Below are 20,355 nucleotides of genomic sequence, written 5' to 3' on the forward strand. Positions count from 1 at the left end.
TCAGCCCGCGAGCACGAAGCGCAGCTGCTCGACCGCCCAGTCCAGCTCGGTCGCGCGCACGACGAGCGGCGGCGCGATGCGGATGGTCTGGCCGTGCGTGTCCTTCACGAGCACTCCGCGTGCGATGAGCCGTTCGGCGATCTCGCGGCCGGTGCCCACCTCGGGGTCGATGTCGACGCCGGCCCAGAGGCCCGCGACGCGCACCGCCGTCACCCCGTGCCCCACGAGCTCCTGCAGCTTCGCCTCGAGGTGCTCGCCGAGGAGCTTCGCGCGGCTCTGGAACTCGCCGGTCTCCAGCATCTCGACGACCCGCAGCCCGACGGCGGCCGCCAGCGGGTTGCCGCCGAACGTCGAACCGTGCTCGCCCGGCCGGATGACCCCGAGCACGTCGCGGTCGGCGACGACGGCCGAGAGCGGAAGGATGCCGCCGCCCAGCGCCTTGCCGAGGAGGTAGACGTCGGGCACGACACCCTCGCGATCGCACGCGAACGTCTCGCCGACGCGGCCGAGGCCGGACTGGATCTCGTCGGCGATGAACAGCACGCCGCGACGGGTGCAGATCTCGCGCACCCTCTTCAGGTACCCCTCGGGCGGGAGGACGACGCCCGCTTCGCCCTGGATCGGCTCGATGAGCACCGCGACGGTGTCGGCCGTGATCGCGGCGTCGATGACCGCGGCGTCGCCGAACGGCACGGAGATGAAACCGGGCGTGAACGGACCGAAGTCGGCGCGCGCCTGCGGGTCGTCGCTGAAGCCGACGATCGTGGTCGTGCGGCCGTGGAAGTTGCCGTGGGCGACGACGATCTTCGCGGCGTCCGGGGCCACGCCTTTGACACGGTAGCCCCACGCGCGCGCGACCTTGATGCCGGTCTCGACGGCCTCGGCGCCGGTGTTCATCGGCAGCACGAGCTCCTTGCCGCACAGCTCTGCGAGCGCGGCGGCGAAGGGGCCGAGGCGGTCGTTGTGATACGCACGGCTGGTGAGGGTCAGGCGGTTCAGCTGCTCCTGCGCGGCAGCGAGGATCGCGGGGTGCCCGTGCCCGAAGTTGAGGGCGGAGTAGGCCGAGAGCAGATCGAGGTAGCGCTTGCCCTCGACATCGGTCACCCACGCGCCCTCGCCACGCGAGATCACGACCGGGAGCGGGTGGTAGTTGTGGGCGACGTGCTCTTCCTCGGCGGCGATGATCTGGCTCATCGCGGCATCGAGGGAGGCGGAGGCGGTGGTCATGAGGTCTCCTCTTGCGCTCAGCGCCGCAGCTCGAGCGTGCAGCACTTGATGCCGCCGCCGCCGAGCAGGAGCTCCGACAGGTCGACGAGCACCGGGTTGTAGCCGCGCTCGCGCAGCTGCGCCTCGAAGCCGGTCGCGCGCGGCGAGATGATCACGTTGAGCCCGTCGCTCGCCGAGTTGAGGCCGAACACGGCGCCGTCGGCGTCGGCGACGCGGATCGCATCGGGGTAGCGCTCGGCGAGGATCGCCTGGCTGCGCGCGTCGAACGCGTGCTCGAGGTACGCGATGTTGGCCCTCTCGACGCCGCCGGGACCCTCTACCGGATCGAGCACCGAGATGGCGGTGTCGAGGTGGTAGAACCGCGGGTCGATGAGGTTGAGGCTCACGACCTGCTTGCCGAAGACGTCCCCGAGCTCGCGGTGGCTGTCGCCGGTCGAGCGGAAGCCGGTGCCGGCGAGGATCGTGTCGCCGACGAGCAGGAAGTCGCCCTCGCCCTCGTTGACCTCGACGGGCTCGGCGACCTCGAAGCCGTTGTCGCGGAACCACTCCATGAACGCGGGGCCCTCGGGCACGCGCTCCTGGAATCGGAACTTCGCGCCGTAGGCGACGTTGTCGATGACGAAGCCGCCGTTGGCGGTGTAGACCATGTCGGGCAGGCCCTCGATCGGGTCGATCAGGTGCACCTCGTGGCCGAGCGCGAGGTAGGTGTCGTAGAGCGTCTGCCACTGACGCACCGCGAGCGCGGTGTCGGTGGGGTTGGCCGGCTCCATCCAGGGGTTGATGGTGTAGCTGACCGTGAAGTGCTCGGGGCGGCACATCAGGTAGCGGCGGATCTGCTGGATCCGGCCGGAGGCGGACCCGGTGACCCGGGCGGTGGCGGGCGCGGTGTTCTGCGTGGACATCTTGCTCCTGTAGAGGCGCGGCGGACGCTGTCCAGAGGCCCGGCGGAGCTGAGGAAGCCGTCAACCGGGCACGCCTCGTCCATTGTCTCACGGACGCCGCACACGACCGGGAAATGCAGACACCGGATGCTGCCGCCCGATCAGTCCGCGAGCACGACCACCTTGCCCGCCACATGGCCGTCGGCGACGCGCGCCAGCGCGGTGCCCGCCTCCGCGAACGGGTACCGGCGCTCGAGGACCGGGCGGAGGCTCCCCGCCGCGGCGAGCGCGACCAGCTGGTTCAGCACGTCCTGCTTCGGGACCGCGGCGAGCGGACGCAACGGTCGTCTCGAGCCGATCGATCGGACGGATGCCCCGGCGATGCGCCCGATCGGACCGAGGACGCGCCCGCCCTCCCCCGACACCAGCACCACGCGTCCGCCGTCCCGCACAAGCCGCTGCAGCTCCCGCAGGGGCGCGGTGCCGGCGATGTCGAGGACGGTGTCGAAGCGCCCCTCCCCGATCTCGGGCGATCCCGGCTGCACCGCGCGGTAGTCGAAGGTTCGCGACGCCCCGAGCCCCTCGACGAGCGCGCGGTTGCGGTCCCCGCACAGCGCCCACACCTCGGCGCCGCGCCCCGCCGCCAGCTGCACCGCGAACGTGCCGACACCTCCCGACGCCCCGATCACGAGCACCCGCTGCGGCGCCGCACCCGGCACCGCAGCATCCGTGACTCCTCCGAGCTCCAGTGCCTGCCACGCTGTCCCTGCCGCGACCGGCAGGGTCGCGGCGATCACCGGATCGAGCGCAGCGGGCCGAGCCACGAGCCGCGATGCCGGGCAGACCGCATACCTCGCCAGCCCGCCGCCCGCCGGCAGCTCGCCGACGACCTCGTCGCCGACCGCGAGCCCGCTGACACCTTCACCCAGCGCGACGACGGTGGCCGCAGCATCCATCCCCCGCACCGACTGGCGGGGGCGTCGCAGGCCGAACGCGAAGCGCACGAGGAGAGGCTCACCGCGCATGACGCGGATGTCGCCGTTGTTCAGGCCGGTCGCGCGCAGGCGCAGGAGCACCTGGCCGCGGCGTGGCGCCGGCACCTCGATGTTCTCGAGCGAGACCGTGTCGGCCTCGCCGTAGCGATGCTGCGTCCAGGCGGGCATCGAATCGGTGCGCAGGGCCGCGGGCCCGGGAAGCGTCTCGGACATGTCATTCCTCCGGGTAGTCGAAGAGGTCGTCGAGCCCGACGCCGAAGGCGCGGGCGAGCTGGAAGGCGAGTTCGAGGGTCGGCGAGTACCGGCCCTGCTCGATGGCGATGAGGGTCTGCCGGGTGACTCCCACCTGGCGCGCGAGCTCGGCCTGCGTGATGCCCGCCGCCTCGCGCACGGCGCGGATGGAGTTCTGGACTTTGGTGGGCTTGACCATCAGACGAGCCCGCGACGGTACGCGACGACGCTCGCGATGCCGCCGACGATCGACGACAGCGCGAAACCGAAGAACATGGTGTTGGCGATCCAGAACCAGTCGGCCTCGAACGCGCACAGGATGATCACGCCCAGCCCGGCGATCACGAGGAACGCCTGGCCCACGCGCGTCGACATGTGCGCGATGTCGCGGTCGCGCTGGTCGCTCTTGCCCACGCCGTCGGGGTCGCGCATGCCCGCGAGAATGCCCCACACGATGCTCACCAGGATCACGACGACGATGCTGCCGCCGATGACCCACAGCATGATCGGCACCCAGTCGACGTCGGTCAGCGGCCCGCCGGCGGCCTGCTGCAGCACGATCACCACATAGACGATCATCGCGATCACGCTGACGATGAGGCCCGCCCAGATGTTGCGCTCTTCGTAGACCATGGCACCTCCCGGGGTGTGTAAAAGATTCTTGACACTGAACATAGGCGGGTCTACCGTGCGTGTCAAGAATCTTTTACACACACGTCGAAGGGATCCGACATGTCCACGCTCCTCCGCACCGCCCGCTGGACCGGCGGCGCCTACCTCGCCCTCGCCGTCCTCGGCGGCCTCGGCTTCCTGCTCGTGCGCCCTCTCGCGAGCGAGTCCTTCGGCACAGCGCAGCTCGGGATTGCGTTCGAAGTCGGCGTGGTGCTCGCGCAGTCGCTCGCCGCGGTCGGGTTCTTCGCCCTCTACCGGGAGGACCGGCCCGTCGCCGCTTTCGCGGTCGCGACGTTCGGCATGGGCAACGCCCTCGCGGTGCTGGGCAGCGCCGCGATGCTCACCGCAGCACTCGCGGTCTCGCTCGATCCTGCGATCGCGACGGGAACGGATGCTGCGCCCCTGCTGCGCGTCGTCGCCGATGCGTTCTGGACGGTCGGCGCCGTGTTCTTCGGCCTGTGGCTCGTGCCGATGGGCTGGTTCGCGGTCTCCACGAGGCGTATGCCCCGCGTCCTCGGCTGGATCCTCGTGGTCGGCGGCGTCGGCTACGTCGTGAACGCGGTGCTCTCGGCCGCCCTCCCCGGCACCGCCGACGTGGCGGCGGACCTGATCGTCATCCCGGCCACCGTCGGCGAGCTCTGGATGGTCGGCTACCTGCTGGTCCGCGGCATCCGTCCAGCGCTGCTGCCGGAGACCGGCTCGAAGCTCAGCGAGCCGATCGGACGGCCCCGGCCATGAGCCTCGCGGCGTCGCGTGCGGCGCGCACGCTGACGACGGTCGCCGAGAAGATCACCGTCAACCTGGGGTGCTGGCAGTAGCGCCCCGCCGGCGACCGTCGTCTCGGGTTTCGGCTCGCCGCCCCTCAGGCGGATTGCGCGGGAGCGGCTGTCGAGTCCCGGACGACGAGCGACGTCGCGAGTTCCACTCGCGTCACCTTCGGCTGCGGGTTCTCCAGCGACTCGAGCACCAGGCGGGTCGCGTGCTCCGCCATCTCACGCAGCGGCTGGCGGATGGTCGTCAGCCGCGGGCTGGCCAGTTGCGCGATCGGCAGATCGTCGAATCCGACGACCGACAGCTCGCGAGGCACCGCGACCCCCGCTGCGGCGGCCGCGTGCAGCACGCCGAGGGCCTGGAGGTCGTTCCCGGCGAAGATCGCCGTCGGAGGGTCCGTCAGGCGCAGCAGCGCCGCAGCGTGCCGCTCCCCGCCGTCGCGCTGGAAGTCGCCGAAGCGGATCCACTCCGGCTCGACGGCCACTCCGGCCGACATCATGGCCGCGCGGTAGCCGTCCAGCCGGGCAAGCGAGCACATCACCTGCTCCGGACCCGTGATCGCAGCGATGCGCCGATGTCCCAGCTCCAGCAGGTGTCTGGTGGCCGCGACGCCCCCCGACCAATTCGCGGAGCCGACGGCGGGGATCCCGGGCGCGGGGTCGCCGGCCGGGTCGATGATGACGAACGGGATGCCTCGCGCCTTCAGTGCCTCGCGCCCTTCTGCGGGGACATCGGCGAAGAGCAGGATGATCCCCGTCGGTCGGCGCCGGATGACGGCGTCCAGCCATTCACGACCGGGGGAATGCCGGTCGCCGCTCACCGAGAGCGAGACCGCCATGCCCACGCGCGCCGCGCTCTCGCGGACCCCCTCGATGACCGCGAGCGCCCAGTCCCCGCCGAGCGCGTGGAGAACGACCTCGATGTACTCCCGGCGCTGCGTGCTGCGCCTGCGCCGATATCCGCTCGTGCGGAGGTGATCCTCGACGAGCTCACGCGTCGCGGACGACACGTCGGCCGCCCCGTTGAGCACCTTCGAGATCGTCGTCACCGAGACACCGGTCTGGGCGGCGATCTCGTTGAGGGTCACCCGCTTGGTCTGCGCCATCCCGCTGCCCGTTGTTCAGTGCGCTGCGTGTCGCAAGATCGTCGCGAGCCCCTCCCGGACCCGGCAGTTCCGGAAAGAGAACGCGTCTGCGAGCTGTTCGGCCTCGTCGGCCCCGACGCCGGTGAACGCGCGGGCGAAGTCGTCGACCATGGCCTCGGCGAGCATGACGTGGCGCACATGCCCGTGGATCCAGCGACGCGCGCCCCAGGGATACGGCTGGAAGTCCGGGAACTCGTCCGCGAACAGACGCTCGATCGGATCCAGGATGTCGCGTACGCCGGCATCCGTCGATCCCCAGGAGTCGACCCCGAGACGCGCCTTCTTCTCGAGGAAGGGCGCGAGGCGGCGAAGATACGCGGACTCCGGGTCGGCGGTGACGACGCCCTGCAGTCCGATGTCCTTGTACGTCCACAGCGCCCAGCTCGCGTCGTAGCGGGCGAAGACCTCGAGCTGATCCTGCAGCAGCCGGTACCGCTCCACGTCCTTCGCCGGGTCCCCGGTGTAGACGGGACCGAACTCCCCCACCCAGATCGGCGTTCCCGTCTCGCGCATGTAGGCGGTCCGCTCCAGGAAGGTCTGCTCGACGCGGTCCCGATCGATGTACTGGCCTCGTGACACGCCCGGGTAGGGGCCACCGTCCACGAACCCCGGCAGCGCGTAGTCGTGCGCGGTGTAGACGCAGTTGGGAAGAGGGTCGCCGAGCTGGTCGAACTGCGTCGAGTACCGGTTGCCGTCGAGGAACAGGATGTGGTCGGGGTCGACGGCACGGATGGCGGACTCCAGGCGTCGATAGAAGGGGCCGATCGCCGATCCGTGCGCATCCGCGGGCTCGTTCACGGGGTTGTAGCCGGCGACCCACGGATTGCCGCGGTAATGCTCGGCGATCGCCTCCCACAGGTTCACCACGCGGTCCTGGAACTGACGCTGCGACCAGAAGGACGCCCACTGGGTGGGGTTGTCGCTGTGCCAGTGCTGGTTCTGCGCACCGGGCAGAGCGTGCAGGTCGAGGATCGTGTAGATCCCGTGGCGTGCGCACGCGTCGACGACGCGGTCGAGGAGGGCGAAGCCCTCCTGCTTGATGACGAAGGGCTCGCCGTCGTCCTCGAAGTGCCGGTAGTTGAAGGGGATCCGCAGCGAGTTCAGGCCGAGCGACTGGAGGAACGCGGCATCCTCGTCGGTGAAGAACTCGGCCAGGAACCTCGCGAAGAAGCGCTCATATCCGTCGTCGCCCAGCACGCGCCGCAGCGCCCGCCGCTGCTGCGCCTCCGACCCGGCGTAGCCGGTGATGAAGTTCTCCATGTTCATCCACCCTCCGAGGCCGAAGCCTCGGAGGGTGACGGGAGTGTCCCCCGCGACGATGCGCGTGCCGTCGACGCGAAGGGGGCCCGGGTGTGTCATGTGGTCCTCTCGAGGGTGCGCCGCAGCGCATCGGGTGTGCGGCGGTTCAGGCCAGGGTGAGAACGGTCCACGACACCGGTGGCAGGGTGATCGTCACGGTCGCCTCCCCGACCTCGACGGAGGCGTTCGCCTTCGGTGTCACGCGGTCCTGGTGCTCCAGCGTGTTCGCGGCGTGGATGTCGTCGTCGAAGAGCGAGATCGCTTCAGCCCCCCTGACGCCGCCGAGTGCGCGGGTGTCGATCTCGAGGGTCACCTCGTCGGTCAGGCTGCGGTTGACGGCGAAGATCGTCGTCCCACCGCCTGCGTCGTGCGTCGCGACGGCGTCGACGACGCTCACCTCGCCGTACTGCTCGGTCTGATATGTGGGGCTGTCCAGACGCAGCTCGAGCGCGGTGCCGCGGGCGAGCTTCGACGTGAGCGAGAAGGGGTAGAACGTGGTCTGTCGCCAAGCCGGCCCGCCCGGCTCGGTCATGATGGGCGCGATGACGTTCACCAGCTGCGCGAGGCTCGCCGAGGTCACGCGGTCCGCGTGACGGATGAGCGAGATCATGAGGCTGCCGAACACGACCGCGTCGAGCACCGAGTACGAGTCCTCGAGCAGGCGCGGCGCGACTGGCCACGTCTGCACGTCCGTGATCCGGTCGACGTCGTTATAGCGGGACTGGTACCACACGTTCCACTCGTCGAACGAGATGTTGATGTTCTTGTCGCTGCGAACGACCGCCTTGACCGAGTCGGCCGTCGCGACGACCGCTTCGATGAAGCGGTCCATGTTGACGCCCGACGCGAGGAAGGTGGCGTAGTCGCCGCCGACCGGTTCGTAGTAGGCATGACAGGAGATGAAGTCGACGTCGTCATACGTCTTCTCCAGCACGACGCGCTCCCACTCGCCGAACGTCGGCATCTGGGCGCCCGAGCTGCCGCATACGACTAGTTCGAGGTCGGGATCGACCTGCCGCATGGCCGCCGCGGTCGTCGCGGCGAGCTGCGCATACTCGGCAGCGCTGCTGTGACCGAGCTGCCACGGGCCGTCCATCTCGTTGCCCAGGCACCACATACGGATGTCATGCGGTTCCCGGCGTCCGTTCGCGACGCGCTTGTCGGCCCAGAACGTCCCCGACCGCAGGTTTGCATATTCCAGGACGTCGAGCGCCTCGAGGACTCCCCGGGTGCCGAGGTTGATGGCGTACATCAGCTCGCCATCGACCTTCTCCAGCCACGTCGCGAACTCGTCCAGCCCGATCTCGTTGGTCTCGGTGGAGTGCCAGGCGAGGTCCAGTCGTCGTGGACGCTCCTCGCGCGGGCCGGTGGCATCCTCCCAGCGGTATCCGGAGACGAAGTTGCCACCGGGATAGCGGACCGTCGAGACGCCGAGCTCACGCACCAGCTCGATCACGTCGTACCGGAACCCATCCTCGTCGGCCGTCGCGTGCGAGGGTTCGTAGATCCCGTCGTACACGCATCGGCCCAAGTGCTCGACGAACGAGCCGAAGAGACGTCGGTTGATCGGTCCGACCACGAAGTGAGGGTCGACAGTGAGGTGTGCGTGGATCATTCTTCTCTTTCAGGGCAGGGGCGAACCGGGTGCGGCGACGCAGGCTCGTCAGATCACTTGAGGCTTCCGATGGCGAGACCGCCCCGCCAGTACTTCTGCAGCGCGAGGAAGGCGATGATCAGCGGGATGACCGACACCAGCGAGCCGAGGATGATGATGCTCCACAGCGTCTGCCCGCCCGCCGCGCCGTACGTGGACGCGGTCGACTGCCAGACGCCGATGCCGACGGTGACGGGGAACAGCCGGTTGTCGGAGAGCATCACGAGCGGAAGGAAGTAGTTGTTCCACACGGCCACGACCGACAGCAGCAGCACGGTCACGATCGCGGGCCGCAGCATCGGCAGTGCGACCCGGAAGAACGTGCGGAACTCCCCCGCGCCATCCACGCGGGCGGCGTCGAGGAGCTCGTCGGGCACGGCATCGCGCGCGTACACGTTCATGAGGTAGACACCGAAGGGATTGAGCAGCGAGGGGAAGATCACGGCCCAGATCGTGTTCGTCCAGCCCACCTGCGCGAACAGGACGAAGGTGGGGATCACGAGCGCGGTCGTCGGCACCATGACGGCGCCGAGCAGGATCGCGAAGGCGGCCCGGCGCCCCGCGAACCGGTACTTCGCAAAGCCGTACCCCGCGAGGACCGCGAGCACCGTGGCGCCCATCCCGCCCAGGACGGCATAGAGGGCGGTGTTCGCCAGCCATCGCGCGTAGATCCCGCCGCCGTAGGTGAACAGGTCGACGAGGTTGCCGAGGTAGTTGATGTCGTCCGCGAACCACAGGGCATTGTCGCCCCCGAAGAGGCCGGCCGCGGTCTTGGAGCTGTTGACGATCAGCCACCAGAACGGCACCAGGAAGTAGACCACGAGCAGCGCCAGCACGATGTTCAGCGACGCACGCCCGCGGGTGCGCGGGGCCGACCGTCGCTCGACGAGCTTGCGCGGCTTGCCGCGGGTCTCGGTGATCTCGATAGGCGTGGCACTCATTCGAAGAAGCTCCCTCGCTTGCGGGTTGCGAACAGGAAGATGTAGACGCAGACGAAGACGACGGCACCGAGGGCGAACGAGATCGCCGCGCCGTAGTTGTAGTTCGCCAGTGAGAACGCCTGATAGAAGGCGTAGATGTTGGGCGTGAAGTCGTTCGGGATGGACCCTGCCGCCAGCTCCTGGAGGATCTTCGGCTCATTGAAGAATTGCAGGGTTCCGATGAGAGCGAAGACGAGAATGAGCAGGAGTGCCGGCGAGAGGAGCGGGATCTTGATCCGCAGGATGATCTGCCACTGCGAGGCGCCATCGATGCGTGCCGCCTCGTACAGGGTCGGGTCGATCCCCTGCAGCGCTGCATAGAGGATGATCATGTAATAGCCGGCCCATTGCCACGTGACGATGTTGAGGAGGCCGTAGAAGATCAGGCTCTTGCTCAGGAAATCAGGAGCCTCAGCTCCGAAAATTCCGAAGATGTCCGCGAGCGGGCCGAAGTTCTCGCTGTAGAGGAACCCCCACATCAGCGCGCCGATCACCGTCGGGATCGCATACGGCATGAAGATCATGAGCCGCGAGAACCGGGCGAACCGGGTCACGATGATGTCGAGCATCAGGGCGATGGCCAGCGAGATCGCCATCTGCAGCGGAATGAGCACCAGCGAGAACCGGATGACGAACCAGACGCCGTCGAGGAAGTTCGGGTCTGTGAACGCCTTGGCGTAGTTGCCGAAGAGGACGAACCGGGTGCCGCCGATGAGCGACTTCTGGAAGAGGCTCAAGTAGAGCGCGTAGCCGATCGGCACGACGAGCAGAGCCAGGAAGACGATCCCGAACGGTCCGACGAAGAGCCATCCGAAGAGGTTCTGACGAGCGGCGGTCGAGCGACGACCGCCCTTCTTCGTGAAAGGGCTCGACCCCTTCTTCGTTGGGGGACTTGCGGTTGAGGTGGTCATGATTTCTCCGGGTCAGAAGGGAACGACCAGGGGGCCGATCCGCGCGAGCACGGACCGGCCCCCCGTGCCATGTCACTCGACAGTGAAGCCCTGCTCCTCCGCGTAGGCCACGACAGCCTCCTGGAGCGCGTCCGCGGCTTCAGAACCCGTAGCGGATCCGTCGTTGATGTTCTGGATCTGCTCGGTGAGGGTCGAGTAGTAGAACTGCTGGAGCGGCGTGTAGACCATGCCCTTGTAGGCATTCGCCGCCGGGACGTACACCTCCTTGTTGGCCTGCTGGCCGCTGAAGAAAGGCACCTCGTAGTCCTGGAACGCCGGGTCCTCCAGCACGTCCACGTTGAGCGGGAAGATGATCTGCTCCTGCCAGCCCTGATCGAGCGACGCCTGGTCGGCGTAGACCCCGAAGGCCACCTTCGCCGCCAGCTCCGGGTCGTCCGCCTGGCTGCTCACCGAGAACGCCGAGCCGCCCCAGTTGATCGCGACGGGGTTGGCCGGATCCCACTGCGGCAGCGGAGCGGTCGCCCACACGCCTTCGTCCGCACCCTCGCCGACGCCCGCACCCTGGAGGTAGCCGGGAGCCCAGGCCGCCGAGAGGTACGTGGCGTAATCGCCGCCGATGACACCGGCGATGTACTCGGGAGTGAACTGGTCCTCCGTGCCCACGAGGCCCTTCTCGACGAGGCCCGCCCAGTAGTCGAGGACTTCCTTGATCTCCGGGCTGTTGAGGTTGATCCCGATCTGACCCTCGTTGGCGGGGTCGTACGTGAACGGCTCGGCGCCGGTCTGGTACATGTACGCCGTCACCGCTGCGGGCTGGTTCGCAGCGAAGCTCGCGAAGACCGGACCTCCGGCGTCCTTGACCTGCTGCGCGGTCGCCTCGAACTCCTCCCACGTGGTGGGCGGCGTGATGCCGTACTGCTCGAAGATATCGGTGCGGTAGATCATGCCCATCGGGCCGCCGTCGATCGGAGCGCCGTAGACGCCGTCGCCGACGGAGACGTCCTTCCACGCGCCTTCGCTGAAGTTGTCCTTGACGTCCTCATAGCCGAGGTCGCTCAGGTCGACGAGGGCGTCCTGGGCCTGGAAGACCGCGATGCGGTCGGCCTCGACCATCATGACGTCAGGAGCACCGCTGCCGCCCGAGATCGCCGTCTGGAACTTGTCGTAGGCGTCGCCACCGGCGCCCGCGTTCGTCCAGCAGACCTGGACGTCGTCGTTCTCCTCGTTGAAGTTGTCGACGACGGCCTCGGAGTTGGGGTACCACGCCCACAAGGTGACGACGGGAGCGTCGGGGTTCTTGATCTCGTTGGTGCAGTTGGATGCGTCGGCGCCGCCTCCGCCGTCGCCACCGTCACCGCCGGCGGTGCAGGCCGCGAGGGCACCGGCTACTGCGAGCATCGTGATCGCAGCAAGGACAGGCTTCGTCTTCACTGGAGTTCCTTTCGGTTTGCGGGACTTCTTCGTCGGTGCGCGACCGTTGCGGGTGCTCAGGGTCACTCGGGAGCAACTCGTTCTCCGCGTGGTCTACAACGTTGTAGAGCAACGTTGTAGACACTTTCCCATCGCGGCATCTGTGTGTCAAGAGAGCGGCGGGAATTTCTCCGCCGCGGGCGAAACTTGCGCCTCAGTAGTCGACGGGAGCGCGTCCCAGCTCGCGGAGGAGAGCCGACAGCGCGGCGTAGGCCTCGTCCCGGTAGGCGGCGAGCTCGGGGGCGCGATCTGGCGGGGTGGCGAGGAACCCGCGGCCGGACTTCACACCCTTCTCGCCGCGCTCGACGCGCTCGTTGAGGATCCCGGGTGAGGTGAACCGATCCGGATACGCCTCGTGGAGCGACCGATAGCAGAACTCGTAGACGTCCAGCCCCGCGATGTCCGCGATCGCGAACGGGCCGAAGAAGGGCAGCCGGAACCCGAAGGTCGTCCGGGCGATCAGATCCACGGCCTCCGGTGTCGCGACCCCTTCGTCGACGAGGCGCGCCGCCTCACTGAACAGGGCGTACTGCAGGCGGTTCAGCACGAAACCCGTCACGTCGGCGATGGGCACGCCCACCTTCCCGCATTCGCCCAGGAGCTCGACGATCCTCTCGACGGCGCTCGGGTCGGTCTCCGCGTGCGGGATGACCTCGACTCCGGGGATGAAGGTGGCGGGGTTGCTGAAGTGCACGCCGAGGAATCGCGTCGGATCCTCGACGGCCTGCGCGAGCGTGCCGATCGAGATCGTGGAGGTGTTGCTCCCGATGATCGTGTCGGCGCGACAGCTCCCGCTGATGCGCCGCAGCGTCTCGTGCTTGAGTTCGAGGATCTCGGGCACGGCCTCTTCGACGAGGTCGACGTCGGCCACCGCCTCCTCGATCGACGTCGACGCCGAGACGCGCTCCGCGACCAGGTCGGCGGCGTCCACGGGGAAGATCCCACGTCGGCCGTAGTCGTCCGCCTCGCGGATGAGGCGCTCTCGGTTGGAGTGGGCGAGCTCGGCGCTGGCATCGGCCAGGACGACCGACCTGCCTGCGAGCGCCAGGACCTGGGCGATCCCGCCGCCCATGTAGCCGGAGCCGACGACGGCCACCGTCGAGATCATCATGCTTCCTCCTCGTATTCGTCGATCAGGCGGACCTTCGCCGCGGATGCGGAGCCGGGGTCGAAGCGATGCTCCAGCCATTCGTCGACGAGCTTCTTGGCGAGCTCCAGGCCGATCACCCGCGCCCCGAGGGTGAGAACCTGGGCGTTGTTGCTCTTGACCGACCGCTCCACCGAGTAGCTGTCGTGGGCGGTCACGGCGCGGATCCCGCGCACTTTGTTCGCGGTGATCGCGACTCCGAGCCCCGTGCCGCAGATGAGGAGCGCGCGGTCGGCGTCACCTCTCGCCACGATCGACGCCGCTTCCACCGCGACCCTCGGGTACGGCGTCGCCTCGGCGCTCGCCACCCCGACATCCACGACGCTGTCCACCCGCGAGTCGGCGGCGAGCAGCTCTCGCAGCGTCTCCTTGTATGCGAAGCCGGCGTCGTCGGCGCCGATCACGATTCTCCAGCCCATTGATCACTCCGATCCGTTGAAGTCCGCGACCCACCCCGCGAGATCGGCGGCGATGATCGAGAACGAGACGGCACCCGGATCGGGGTGCCCGATGCTGCGCTCGGCGAGTGGACGCGCCCGACCACGTCGGGGGGTCATGGCCGATGTCGCGTCAGCGCCTGAGCGGGCCGCGGCCGCCGCGGCGGCGAGTGTCGCCGCGAGGCCGGTCCCTGCCTGCACCCGTTCCGTGAGCGTCTGGTCGAAAGGTGCCATCGCATCGAGCATCGTCTTGTCGCCCGGCGCCGCCCCGCCGAGCGCCGCCACTCTGGCGTGCGCCGATGCGACCGCCGCCGCGACATCCGCCGCGGTGAATGCTTCGGGCGACCCGAGCGAGCGCCCGACCTCCGCGAGCGCAGCGCCCCAGAGGGCCCCCGATGTCCCGCCCGCCGTCTCCGACCATGCGTCGCCTGCGCGCTCGAGCAGCTCTTCCACTCCGATCGACTCGTCCGCGGACTCCGCCGCCTCCACCGCAGCGGTGAGGCCTCGTGTCATGCCGATGCCGTGATCGCCGTCGCCGGCGATCGCGTCGAGCTCGCCCAGGCGATCCGCTTCCGCCGCGATCGCTTCCCGCGCGCTGATCAGCATGCGCCGCGCGAGCACGGCAGCCCGCTGCGCGGCGGGGGTCGCCGGTGCCGAGGTCGCCGGTGCCGGGGCCTGCCCGACGCCGGGCCCGGACTCGACTTCGGCGGGTCGGCCGGCGGCGGTCGCTCTCACGGACGGCGTATCCGCAGACCAGCCCCCCTTGCGGAGGGCGGGCGAGGAGGCCGGAGCCCGCCACAGCTCTTCGAGTTCGTCGTCGAGCCAGAGCAGCGTGAGCGAGACGCCCGCCATGTCGAGGCTGGTGACGAACTCCCCGCACAGCGGCTCCACGATCTCGACGCCCTGCGCCTCGAGATGTTCGACGACGCATCCGAAGAGCACGAACAGCTCCTCGTACTTCACCGACCCGAGTCCGTTCACGATCACCGCGGCGCGGCGGCCGTCGTGCGGCCGCTCCTCCAGAAGGGGCGCCGCGAGCGTGACGGCCAGCTCTGACGCGGACTGCAGGGGAACATCGCGGACGCCGGGCTCACCGTGGATGCCGAGGCCGATCGACATCTGTCCCGCGGGAACCTCGAACAGGGCGTGATCGGCGCCGGGGAGCGTGCAGCCGGCGAAGGCGACGCCGTGGCTGCGGGTCCGGCTGTTGGCGTGCGCGGCGAGGCGCTCCACCTCGTCGATCGTGTCCCCGCGCTCTGCTGCGGCACCGGCGATATGGAAGACGCAGACGATCCCGGCGATCCCGCGCCGTTCGTCGGCCGCCTCCGGTGGCGCACTCGCGACGTCGTCGGTGATGAGGACCGTGCGCGCATCGATCCCTTCGTCGCGCAGGCGCCGCTCGGCCTCCCCGAAATGGATCACGTCGCCCGCGTACCGGCCGTAGGTGAAGAGGATGCCGCCGCCTGCGTCGGCGGCATGTGCCACGCGGAGCGCCTGAGCGGTCGATGGAGAGGTGAAGACGTTGCCGCACACGGCGCCCGCCGCCAGACCCGTCCCCACGTAGCCGGCGAAGGCCGGGTAGTGCCCCGAGCCGCCGCCGATGAGGACCGCGACCTTTCCGGGCTCGAGCGGGTTCACGCGCACGACCCCTCCGTCGACCAGCGAGACCTCGTCCGCGTGAGCGCGCGCGAAGCCTCGGAGGGCGTCTGCGACGAACGCGTCGGCGTCACCCAGGATGCGGGTCATCGCGACACCGCCGGCACGTGGGTCTGACGCACTCTGCTGACGCCTGCCGCATACTCCCGTCGAGGCAGCACGCGATCGCGCAGGTAGTCCCGGTTCGTGGCGCTCACGCTCAAGCCGTCCCCGCCGTAGTGCTCCACGCAGATGACGCCCTGGAAGCCGTTTCGCACGGCGATCTTCACTGCTTCGCGGTAGTTGATGACGCCCAGCTCGAGCGACGTCGGGACGGTCGAGTACAGGCCGGCCGAGGCATCCTCGTCGCGGGTGTAGTTCTTCACGTGCCAGAAGTTGGCGTACGGCATGGTCGCCTCCGCGACCGCGCGCCAGTCTTCCACGGGTTCGTGGAGCCGGATGAGGTTGCCGATGTCGGGGTTGAGACCGACGGCGTCCAGGCCGATGTCCTCGACGAGGCGCACCGAGGACTCCGCGCTGCCCAGGAAGGTGTGCTCGTACATCTCGAGCGAGAGCAGCAGCCCCATCTCATCCGCGTGCCGCCCGAGCTCGCGCAGGCGCCCGACGGCGAGCGCCCATGCGTCGTCGTCTCCGAAGGGGTCGCGGTGGCCGTCGGCCGTCCAGAACCAGAGCTGCTCCCGCTGGGCGGGAGTGAGTGCGCGGTGAAGCCCCACCGAGACGACCGGGATGCCGAGCTCGGCGGCGAAGTCGATCGTGCGGTGAGCGTAGGCGAGGTGCTCCTGGCCGTACTGCTCGTCGATCACGCTGCGGCGGATGGCCGAGAGGGAGGCGGCGGTCAGCCCCGCCGACGTGAGGCACTCACGCAGGACCGCGACCTGGTCGCCGTCGAGGTCGCCGTACCGGGTCCAGGAGTCGGTGAGATCGACCTCCGAGAAGCCCTCGTCGCTCACCTCGATGAGATCCGACAGCCAGCGCTCTGCGGACGACTCCGGTCCATCGATGGGGTGGGCATCCCCGAGCGGGAGCATCGCCGCCGCGATCGGCCAGTCCTTCGAACTCAGCATTCTTTCGTCCTCGATGACGTCATACCGGCAAGGTACACTAGTTTACAACGTTGCATTTCTCCGTGAGACGCACGGAAGGGCAACTGCGCGGACATCCGTGCTCGGGGGTCGGCGGGCAGTAGAGTACAGAGGTTCGGACGGCAGGCGGGAGCATCGATGGGACCGACGATGCATGACGTCGCACGGGTGGCCGGCGTCTCGATAAAGACCGTGTCCAACGTCATCAACGACTACCCTCACGTGCGCCCGGGCACGCGGGATCGCGTCAACGAGGCGATCGAGCAGCTCGACTATCGCCCGAACCTCTCGGCGCGGGGACTCCGCTCCGGCCGCACCGGCGTGATCGGCCTCGCCGTGCCGTCATTGCGTGAGAACTACTTCGCCGAGCTCGCCGATGCCGTCATCCGCGCCGCTGAGAAGCGCGGCCTCGGCGTCATGGTCGAACAGACGAGCGGCCAGCGCGAGGGGGAGCTGCTCGCGGTGTCGACGAGCCGCCCGCGCTTTCTCGACGGACTCCTCTTCAGCCCCGTCAGCCTGGGGCAGGAGGATGCCGCCGCCCTCGCGGTGGAGGGGCCCCTCGTTCTGCTGGGCGAGCGCATCTTCGGCGGGCCGACCGATCACGTCACGATGCACAACACCTCCTCCGCTGAGGCCGCCGTGGAGCATCTCCTCGAGATCGGCCGCCGTCGGATCGCCCTGATCGGCGCCGACCTTCACGGCCGCGACGAGGCGAGCTCGGCGAATCTGCGCCTCAAGGGCTACGTCCGCGCGCTCGAGCGCGCAGGCATCGACCTGGACCCTGCGCTCGTGCGTCCAACCGAGATGTCGCGATGGAACCGGCCCGGGGGCGCGGCCGCCGCACATCTGCTGGTTCGCGAAGGCGTGGAGTTCGATGCGGTCTTCGCGTTGAGCGACACCCTCGGACTCGGAGTGCTGCGCGCGCTCGGCGAAGAAGGTCTGCGCGTCCCCGACGACGTCGCGGTGATCGGCTTCGACAACATCGACGAGAGCAAGTGGTCGGTGCCCTCCATGACGACCGTCGATCCGGGCCGCGACGAGATCGCCGCGATCGCGGTCGACCGGCTCATCGAGCGCATCAACGAGAAGGGCGAGCGCCGGCCGCCCGAGACCTTCAAACCCGACTTCCGCATCGTCAAGCGCGAGTCGACCGGTTTCATCAGCGCTGACGACTGAGAAGCACCCAGCGTCAGCCCTCCGCAACGCCCGGAGGTCGGCTCTCGCGTGCCGACGGAGTGACACCGTCGCCGAGATCGACGACGGTGTCACTCCGTTGGAGTGCCGGCTGAGGCGTCAGCCCTTGAAGAGACGCGGCAGCAGATCGATCAACGCCTTCTGCCAGACGTCCCAGCTGTGCGGGCCGGGGATGATCGGAGCGAACTCGTGCTCGATCCCGCGGTTGTTCAGCGCGCTGATGAGGCTCAGCGTGTTCTGGTAGGTGAAGTCCTGCATGTCACCCGAGTAGATGCGCAGGAGCTTCGTCCCCTCGTTGATCGCTGCGACGTTCGCGCCCGCCGGGGGGTTGGTGAACGCCGACATTGCCCCGATGTAGGCGAACTGGCCCGGGTACGTATACAGCGTGCTCAGCGCCGCAGCAGATCCCATCGACAGGCCGGCCAGCGCGCGGTCCTCAGGGGCGCTGCTGACGTTGTACTGCGCCTCGGCGGCAACGCTGATGCGCTGCGTGATCTCGTTGGGGAAGTTCACGCCGTTGCCGTTGGCCATCACGACCACCATGGGGACGATGTCGCCCTTGGCGAGGTGGTTGTCCAGGATCTGGGCGGCGAAGCCGACCTCGATCCAGTCCGTCCACGTCTGTCCGCCACCGTGCTGGAGGTAGAACACCGGGTAGGGCTCAGCGCGATCGGGGTCGTAGCCCGGGGGCGTCCACACGTAGGCCGAGCGAGTGGGATTGCCGCTCGCGCTGCTGGTGTAGCTCATGACCGCGACGGTGCCCCGCGCCCCGGGTGCGACCGGCGTCGTGTACTCGCCGCGGAGCGTCTCGTCGCCGGGCACCTGGAAGGTGCTCCAGTTGGGCTCCGACGTCACCTTCGTGGGGTTGGTCTGGTCCTTGCGGTCCGCGCCCTCGACGACGAACTTGTAGTAGTACGAACCCGCCTCGACCGGCATCGTCAGGCGCCAGCGCCCGTCCTCCTGCTTCGTCATCGGCGTACGCGGCCAGCTGCCTCCCGGCCCGAAGTTGCCCCAGACCGTCACGTTGTTCGCCCCGGCGAACTCCGTCCCGGTCTCGAAGGTGACCACACCGTTCTCGTCGATCCACGGCGTCGGAGTCGTACCCGGTGCGGGCAGCGAGTGCGGCTCGAGTGGGAGATGCCCCTCACTCGGTCCGGTGTCACCCGGTGACTGGAAGACGCGCTGCGCGAAGTCGTGCAGGTTCTTCTGCCAGGTGTCCCACGTGCCGCCGGTCTCGGGGTCGGAGCCGTCCGACTGGAACTCGACGCCGGCGGCGCCGAGCTTGTCGGCGAGGTTCGCCGTCGCGTTGTAGCTCGGGTCGGTGACGTTACCGACGTAGAGGCGGATGAGGTCGGTCGCGTCGTTGATCTGGCGCGCTTTGCCCTTGCCGATGTTCTGCTCGAGGTGCCCCGAGAACGAGCCGACATCCGAGAACTCGCCCGTCGCGCTGACCTGAAGGCTGAGGGCCTGCGCGGCACCGCGACCGATTCCGGCGATTGCGCGATCCGTACCGTCGCTCGACACGTTGAACGCTCCTTCCGCCGCCGGAAGGAGGTTCTTCACGACCTCGCCGCGGATCTCGCTCGACTCGCCGTCACCCATCACGACCACCATCGGCTCGGCGTCGCCCGAGACGGTGAGGTTGTCAAGGATCTGCTTCAGTCGCCCGAGCTCCACCCACTCGCGATAGCTCTGGCCCTCGTCCTGCAGAAGGTAGAGCACGGGGTAGGGCTCGGCACGGTTCTCGTCGTAGCCCGGCGGGGTCCACACCAGCGCCGAGCGCTCCGCACCTGTGACGGAGCTCTGGTAGGTGAGGTCCTCCAGCACCCCTCCGTCGGGAACGTCCGCCAGCCATTCGGCACCCGGACCGTCGACGAACAGCGTGTTCCACGCCGGCTTCGAGGTCACCTCCTGCGGAGTGGCGGGGTTGCGGAACGGGATCGCATCCTGGTTCCAGGCCGGGCGGGCGGAGTACTGGTAGTAGTACAGGCCGGGCTCGAGGGGTCCGATCGTCGACGTCCAGTTGCCGCCGCTCAACCCCATGTTCAGGGTGGTCCACGTCTTACCGGGGGCGAAGTTGCCCTCGACCGCGACGACGGCCCCGTCGATGCCTGTCGCCGGCTGGATGGCCGCGTTGGGCACCGTGAAGCGGTAGACGTCTTCGACGCCGGGGGCGTTGGGCGGCAACGACACCCACTGGTCGCTTCCGGCGCCGGCCGCGGGCGTCGCCGCGACCAGAGTTCCTCCGACCACCACCGCCGCGGCGAGCACCGCGGGCAACGCCCGGCGACTCCGTCGGCGGCCCCGTCGCCGCTGTTCCTTCACACTCATTCGATTGGTTCCTCACTGCGTCGTGCACATTGACATGCGCGGTGGACTCGCCTTGCAGAGGGTCTCCCCTCATCACTGTGGACGGTCACGACGTGTGCGATTCGCACGGTGTGGCTGCGATTTACAACGTCGTAAATTCTTCCGAGAACCATCGTGGCCAACGGGCGGGACGCATGTCAAGAAGAATATTTAACGTTGTAATTGGGATGCGGACTCACGGTCGAGAAGTCGCGCCCCCACGTCAGACGACGTGCGGGGATCGCCCGCCGCGGG

General features: G+C 68.7%; 18 protein-coding genes. 2 read left to right on the plus strand and 16 right to left on the minus strand.

What is annotated here, in order from left to right; genetic code table 11:
- The 5 genes from rocD to ACEYYH_RS19055 form a co-directional block, all read right to left on the minus strand.
- Window positions 1-1,227 (minus strand): ornithine--oxo-acid transaminase, encoded by a 1,227-nt coding sequence (rocD, locus tag ACEYYH_RS19035; RefSeq protein WP_374975865.1) that lies wholly within the window; start codon window positions 1,225-1,227, stop codon window positions 1-3.
- Window positions 1,228-1,244: 17 nt separating this feature from the next.
- Window positions 1,245-2,129 (minus strand): dimethylargininase, encoded by an 885-nt coding sequence (gene ddaH, locus ACEYYH_RS19040; RefSeq protein WP_374975866.1) that lies wholly within the window; start codon window positions 2,127-2,129, stop codon window positions 1,245-1,247.
- Window positions 2,130-2,269: 140 nt separating this feature from the next.
- Window positions 2,270-3,316: an NAD(P)-dependent alcohol dehydrogenase gene (locus ACEYYH_RS19045; protein WP_374975867.1), complete on the minus strand. Its 1,047-nt coding sequence runs from the start codon at window positions 3,314-3,316 to the stop codon at window positions 2,270-2,272.
- Window position 3,317: 1 nt separating this feature from the next.
- Window positions 3,318-3,533, minus strand: coding sequence for a helix-turn-helix transcriptional regulator (locus ACEYYH_RS19050; RefSeq protein WP_374975868.1), 216 nt, complete (start codon window positions 3,531-3,533; stop codon window positions 3,318-3,320).
- Window positions 3,533-3,967 carry a hypothetical protein gene (locus ACEYYH_RS19055; RefSeq protein WP_374975869.1) on the minus strand — a complete coding sequence of 145 codons (435 nt, stop codon included), beginning with the start codon at window positions 3,965-3,967 and terminating at the stop codon, window positions 3,533-3,535. Before ACEYYH_RS19055 ends, ACEYYH_RS19050 begins: the two co-directional genes overlap by 1 nt.
- A 99-nt stretch (window positions 3,968-4,066) precedes the next feature.
- Here ACEYYH_RS19055 and ACEYYH_RS19060 point away from each other — a divergent pair, with 99 nt between their 5' ends.
- Window positions 4,067-4,744 (plus strand): DUF4386 domain-containing protein, encoded by a 678-nt coding sequence (locus tag ACEYYH_RS19060; RefSeq protein WP_374975870.1) that lies wholly within the window; start codon window positions 4,067-4,069, stop codon window positions 4,742-4,744.
- A gap of 124 nt (window positions 4,745-4,868) precedes the next feature.
- Here the strand turns inward: ACEYYH_RS19060 and ACEYYH_RS19065 are convergent, their stop codons facing one another.
- The 10 genes from ACEYYH_RS19065 to ACEYYH_RS19110 all read right to left on the minus strand — a co-directional run bounded on the left by ACEYYH_RS19065 (window position 4,869) and on the right by ACEYYH_RS19110 (window position 16,539).
- On the minus strand, window positions 4,869-5,882 hold the full coding sequence (locus ACEYYH_RS19065; protein ID WP_374975871.1) for a substrate-binding domain-containing protein: 1,014 nt from the start codon (window positions 5,880-5,882) through the stop codon (window positions 4,869-4,871).
- A 15-nt stretch (window positions 5,883-5,897) separates the two neighbouring features.
- Window positions 5,898-7,280, minus strand: coding sequence for a glycoside hydrolase family 5 protein (locus ACEYYH_RS19070; RefSeq protein WP_374975872.1), 1,383 nt, complete (start codon window positions 7,278-7,280; stop codon window positions 5,898-5,900).
- A gap of 46 nt (window positions 7,281-7,326) precedes the next feature.
- Complete coding sequence (locus ACEYYH_RS19075) at window positions 7,327-8,835, minus strand: alpha-N-arabinofuranosidase (protein WP_374975873.1); 1,509 nt, start codon at window positions 8,833-8,835, stop codon at window positions 7,327-7,329.
- Window positions 8,836-8,888: 53 nt separating this feature from the next.
- A complete protein-coding gene (locus ACEYYH_RS19080) occupies window positions 8,889-9,815 on the minus strand; it encodes a carbohydrate ABC transporter permease (protein ID WP_374975874.1) in 927 nt (308 codons plus the stop codon).
- Window positions 9,812-10,765 carry a carbohydrate ABC transporter permease gene (locus ACEYYH_RS19085; protein ID WP_374975875.1) on the minus strand — a complete coding sequence of 318 codons (954 nt, stop codon included), beginning with the start codon at window positions 10,763-10,765 and terminating at the stop codon, window positions 9,812-9,814. Before ACEYYH_RS19085 ends, ACEYYH_RS19080 begins: the two co-directional genes overlap by 4 nt.
- 72 nt (window positions 10,766-10,837) lie before the next feature.
- Entirely contained in the window at window positions 10,838-12,196 is a 1,359-nt protein-coding gene (locus tag ACEYYH_RS19090; RefSeq protein WP_374975876.1) for an ABC transporter substrate-binding protein, read from the minus strand.
- Between the two features lie 193 nt (window positions 12,197-12,389).
- On the minus strand, window positions 12,390-13,346 hold the full coding sequence (locus ACEYYH_RS19095; protein ID WP_374975877.1) for a 3-hydroxyacyl-CoA dehydrogenase family protein: 957 nt from the start codon (window positions 13,344-13,346) through the stop codon (window positions 12,390-12,392).
- The gene (locus tag ACEYYH_RS19100; RefSeq protein ID WP_374975878.1) at window positions 13,343-13,801 is read right to left on the minus strand and encodes a ribose-5-phosphate isomerase; all 459 of its coding nucleotides are present in this window, start codon (window positions 13,799-13,801) and stop codon (window positions 13,343-13,345) included. The genes ACEYYH_RS19095 and ACEYYH_RS19100 overlap by 4 nt, the downstream gene beginning before the upstream one ends.
- Window positions 13,802-13,804: 3 nt before the next feature.
- Entirely contained in the window at window positions 13,805-15,565 is a 1,761-nt protein-coding gene (locus ACEYYH_RS19105) for a dihydroxyacetone kinase family protein (RefSeq protein WP_374975879.1), read from the minus strand.
- Window positions 15,562-16,539 (minus strand): sugar phosphate isomerase/epimerase family protein, encoded by a 978-nt coding sequence (locus ACEYYH_RS19110; RefSeq protein WP_374975880.1) that lies wholly within the window; start codon window positions 16,537-16,539, stop codon window positions 15,562-15,564. Before ACEYYH_RS19110 ends, ACEYYH_RS19105 begins: the two co-directional genes overlap by 4 nt.
- 168 nt (window positions 16,540-16,707) lie before the next feature.
- On the opposite strand from ACEYYH_RS19110, the gene ACEYYH_RS19115 reads away from it, so the two are divergent.
- Window positions 16,708-17,733: a LacI family DNA-binding transcriptional regulator gene (locus ACEYYH_RS19115; RefSeq protein WP_374975881.1), complete on the plus strand. Its 1,026-nt coding sequence runs from the start codon at window positions 16,708-16,710 to the stop codon at window positions 17,731-17,733.
- 117 nt (window positions 17,734-17,850) lie between these two features.
- On the opposite strand, the gene ACEYYH_RS19120 is transcribed toward ACEYYH_RS19115, so the two are convergent.
- Window positions 17,851-20,082 (minus strand): alpha/beta hydrolase-fold protein, encoded by a 2,232-nt coding sequence (locus tag ACEYYH_RS19120; protein ID WP_374975882.1) that lies wholly within the window; start codon window positions 20,080-20,082, stop codon window positions 17,851-17,853.
- Window positions 20,083-20,355 lie beyond the last annotated feature (273 nt).

Source organism: Microbacterium trichothecenolyticum (genome assembly GCF_041938625.1).
Classification (GTDB): domain Bacteria; phylum Actinomycetota; class Actinomycetes; order Actinomycetales; family Microbacteriaceae; genus Microbacterium; species Microbacterium trichothecenolyticum_D.

What these genes read in the sequence shown, in the direction of transcription:
- rocD (WP_374975865.1), bottom strand. Translation starts at nt 1,227, where the DNA reads ATGACCACCGCCTCCGCCTCCCTCGATGCCGCGATGAGCCAGATCATC.
- ddaH (WP_374975866.1), bottom strand. Translation starts at nt 2,129, where the DNA reads ATGTCCACGCAGAACACCGCGCCCGCCACCGCCCGGGTCACCGGGTCC.
- ACEYYH_RS19045 (WP_374975867.1), bottom strand. Translation starts at nt 3,316, where the DNA reads ATGTCCGAGACGCTTCCCGGGCCCGCGGCCCTGCGCACCGATTCGATG.
- ACEYYH_RS19050 (WP_374975868.1), bottom strand. Translation starts at nt 3,533, where the DNA reads ATGGTCAAGCCCACCAAAGTCCAGAACTCCATCCGCGCCGTGCGCGAG.
- ACEYYH_RS19055 (WP_374975869.1), bottom strand. Translation starts at nt 3,967, where the DNA reads ATGGTCTACGAAGAGCGCAACATCTGGGCGGGCCTCATCGTCAGCGTG.
- ACEYYH_RS19060 (WP_374975870.1), top strand. Translation starts at nt 4,067, where the DNA reads ATGTCCACGCTCCTCCGCACCGCCCGCTGGACCGGCGGCGCCTACCTC.
- ACEYYH_RS19065 (WP_374975871.1), bottom strand. Translation starts at nt 5,882, where the DNA reads ATGGCGCAGACCAAGCGGGTGACCCTCAACGAGATCGCCGCCCAGACC.
- ACEYYH_RS19070 (WP_374975872.1), bottom strand. Translation starts at nt 7,280, where the DNA reads ATGACACACCCGGGCCCCCTTCGCGTCGACGGCACGCGCATCGTCGCG.
- ACEYYH_RS19075 (WP_374975873.1), bottom strand. Translation starts at nt 8,835, where the DNA reads ATGATCCACGCACACCTCACTGTCGACCCTCACTTCGTGGTCGGACCG.
- ACEYYH_RS19080 (WP_374975874.1), bottom strand. Translation starts at nt 9,815, where the DNA reads ATGAGTGCCACGCCTATCGAGATCACCGAGACCCGCGGCAAGCCGCGC.
- ACEYYH_RS19085 (WP_374975875.1), bottom strand. Translation starts at nt 10,765, where the DNA reads ATGACCACCTCAACCGCAAGTCCCCCAACGAAGAAGGGGTCGAGCCCT.
- ACEYYH_RS19095 (WP_374975877.1), bottom strand. Translation starts at nt 13,346, where the DNA reads ATGATGATCTCGACGGTGGCCGTCGTCGGCTCCGGCTACATGGGCGGC.
- ACEYYH_RS19100 (WP_374975878.1), bottom strand. Translation starts at nt 13,801, where the DNA reads ATGGGCTGGAGAATCGTGATCGGCGCCGACGACGCCGGCTTCGCATAC.
- ACEYYH_RS19105 (WP_374975879.1), bottom strand. Translation starts at nt 15,565, where the DNA reads ATGACCCGCATCCTGGGTGACGCCGACGCGTTCGTCGCAGACGCCCTC.
- ACEYYH_RS19110 (WP_374975880.1), bottom strand. Translation starts at nt 16,539, where the DNA reads ATGCTGAGTTCGAAGGACTGGCCGATCGCGGCGGCGATGCTCCCGCTC.
- ACEYYH_RS19115 (WP_374975881.1), top strand. Translation starts at nt 16,708, where the DNA reads ATGCATGACGTCGCACGGGTGGCCGGCGTCTCGATAAAGACCGTGTCC.
- ACEYYH_RS19120 (WP_374975882.1), bottom strand. Translation starts at nt 20,082, where the DNA reads ATGAGTGTGAAGGAACAGCGGCGACGGGGCCGCCGACGGAGTCGCCGG.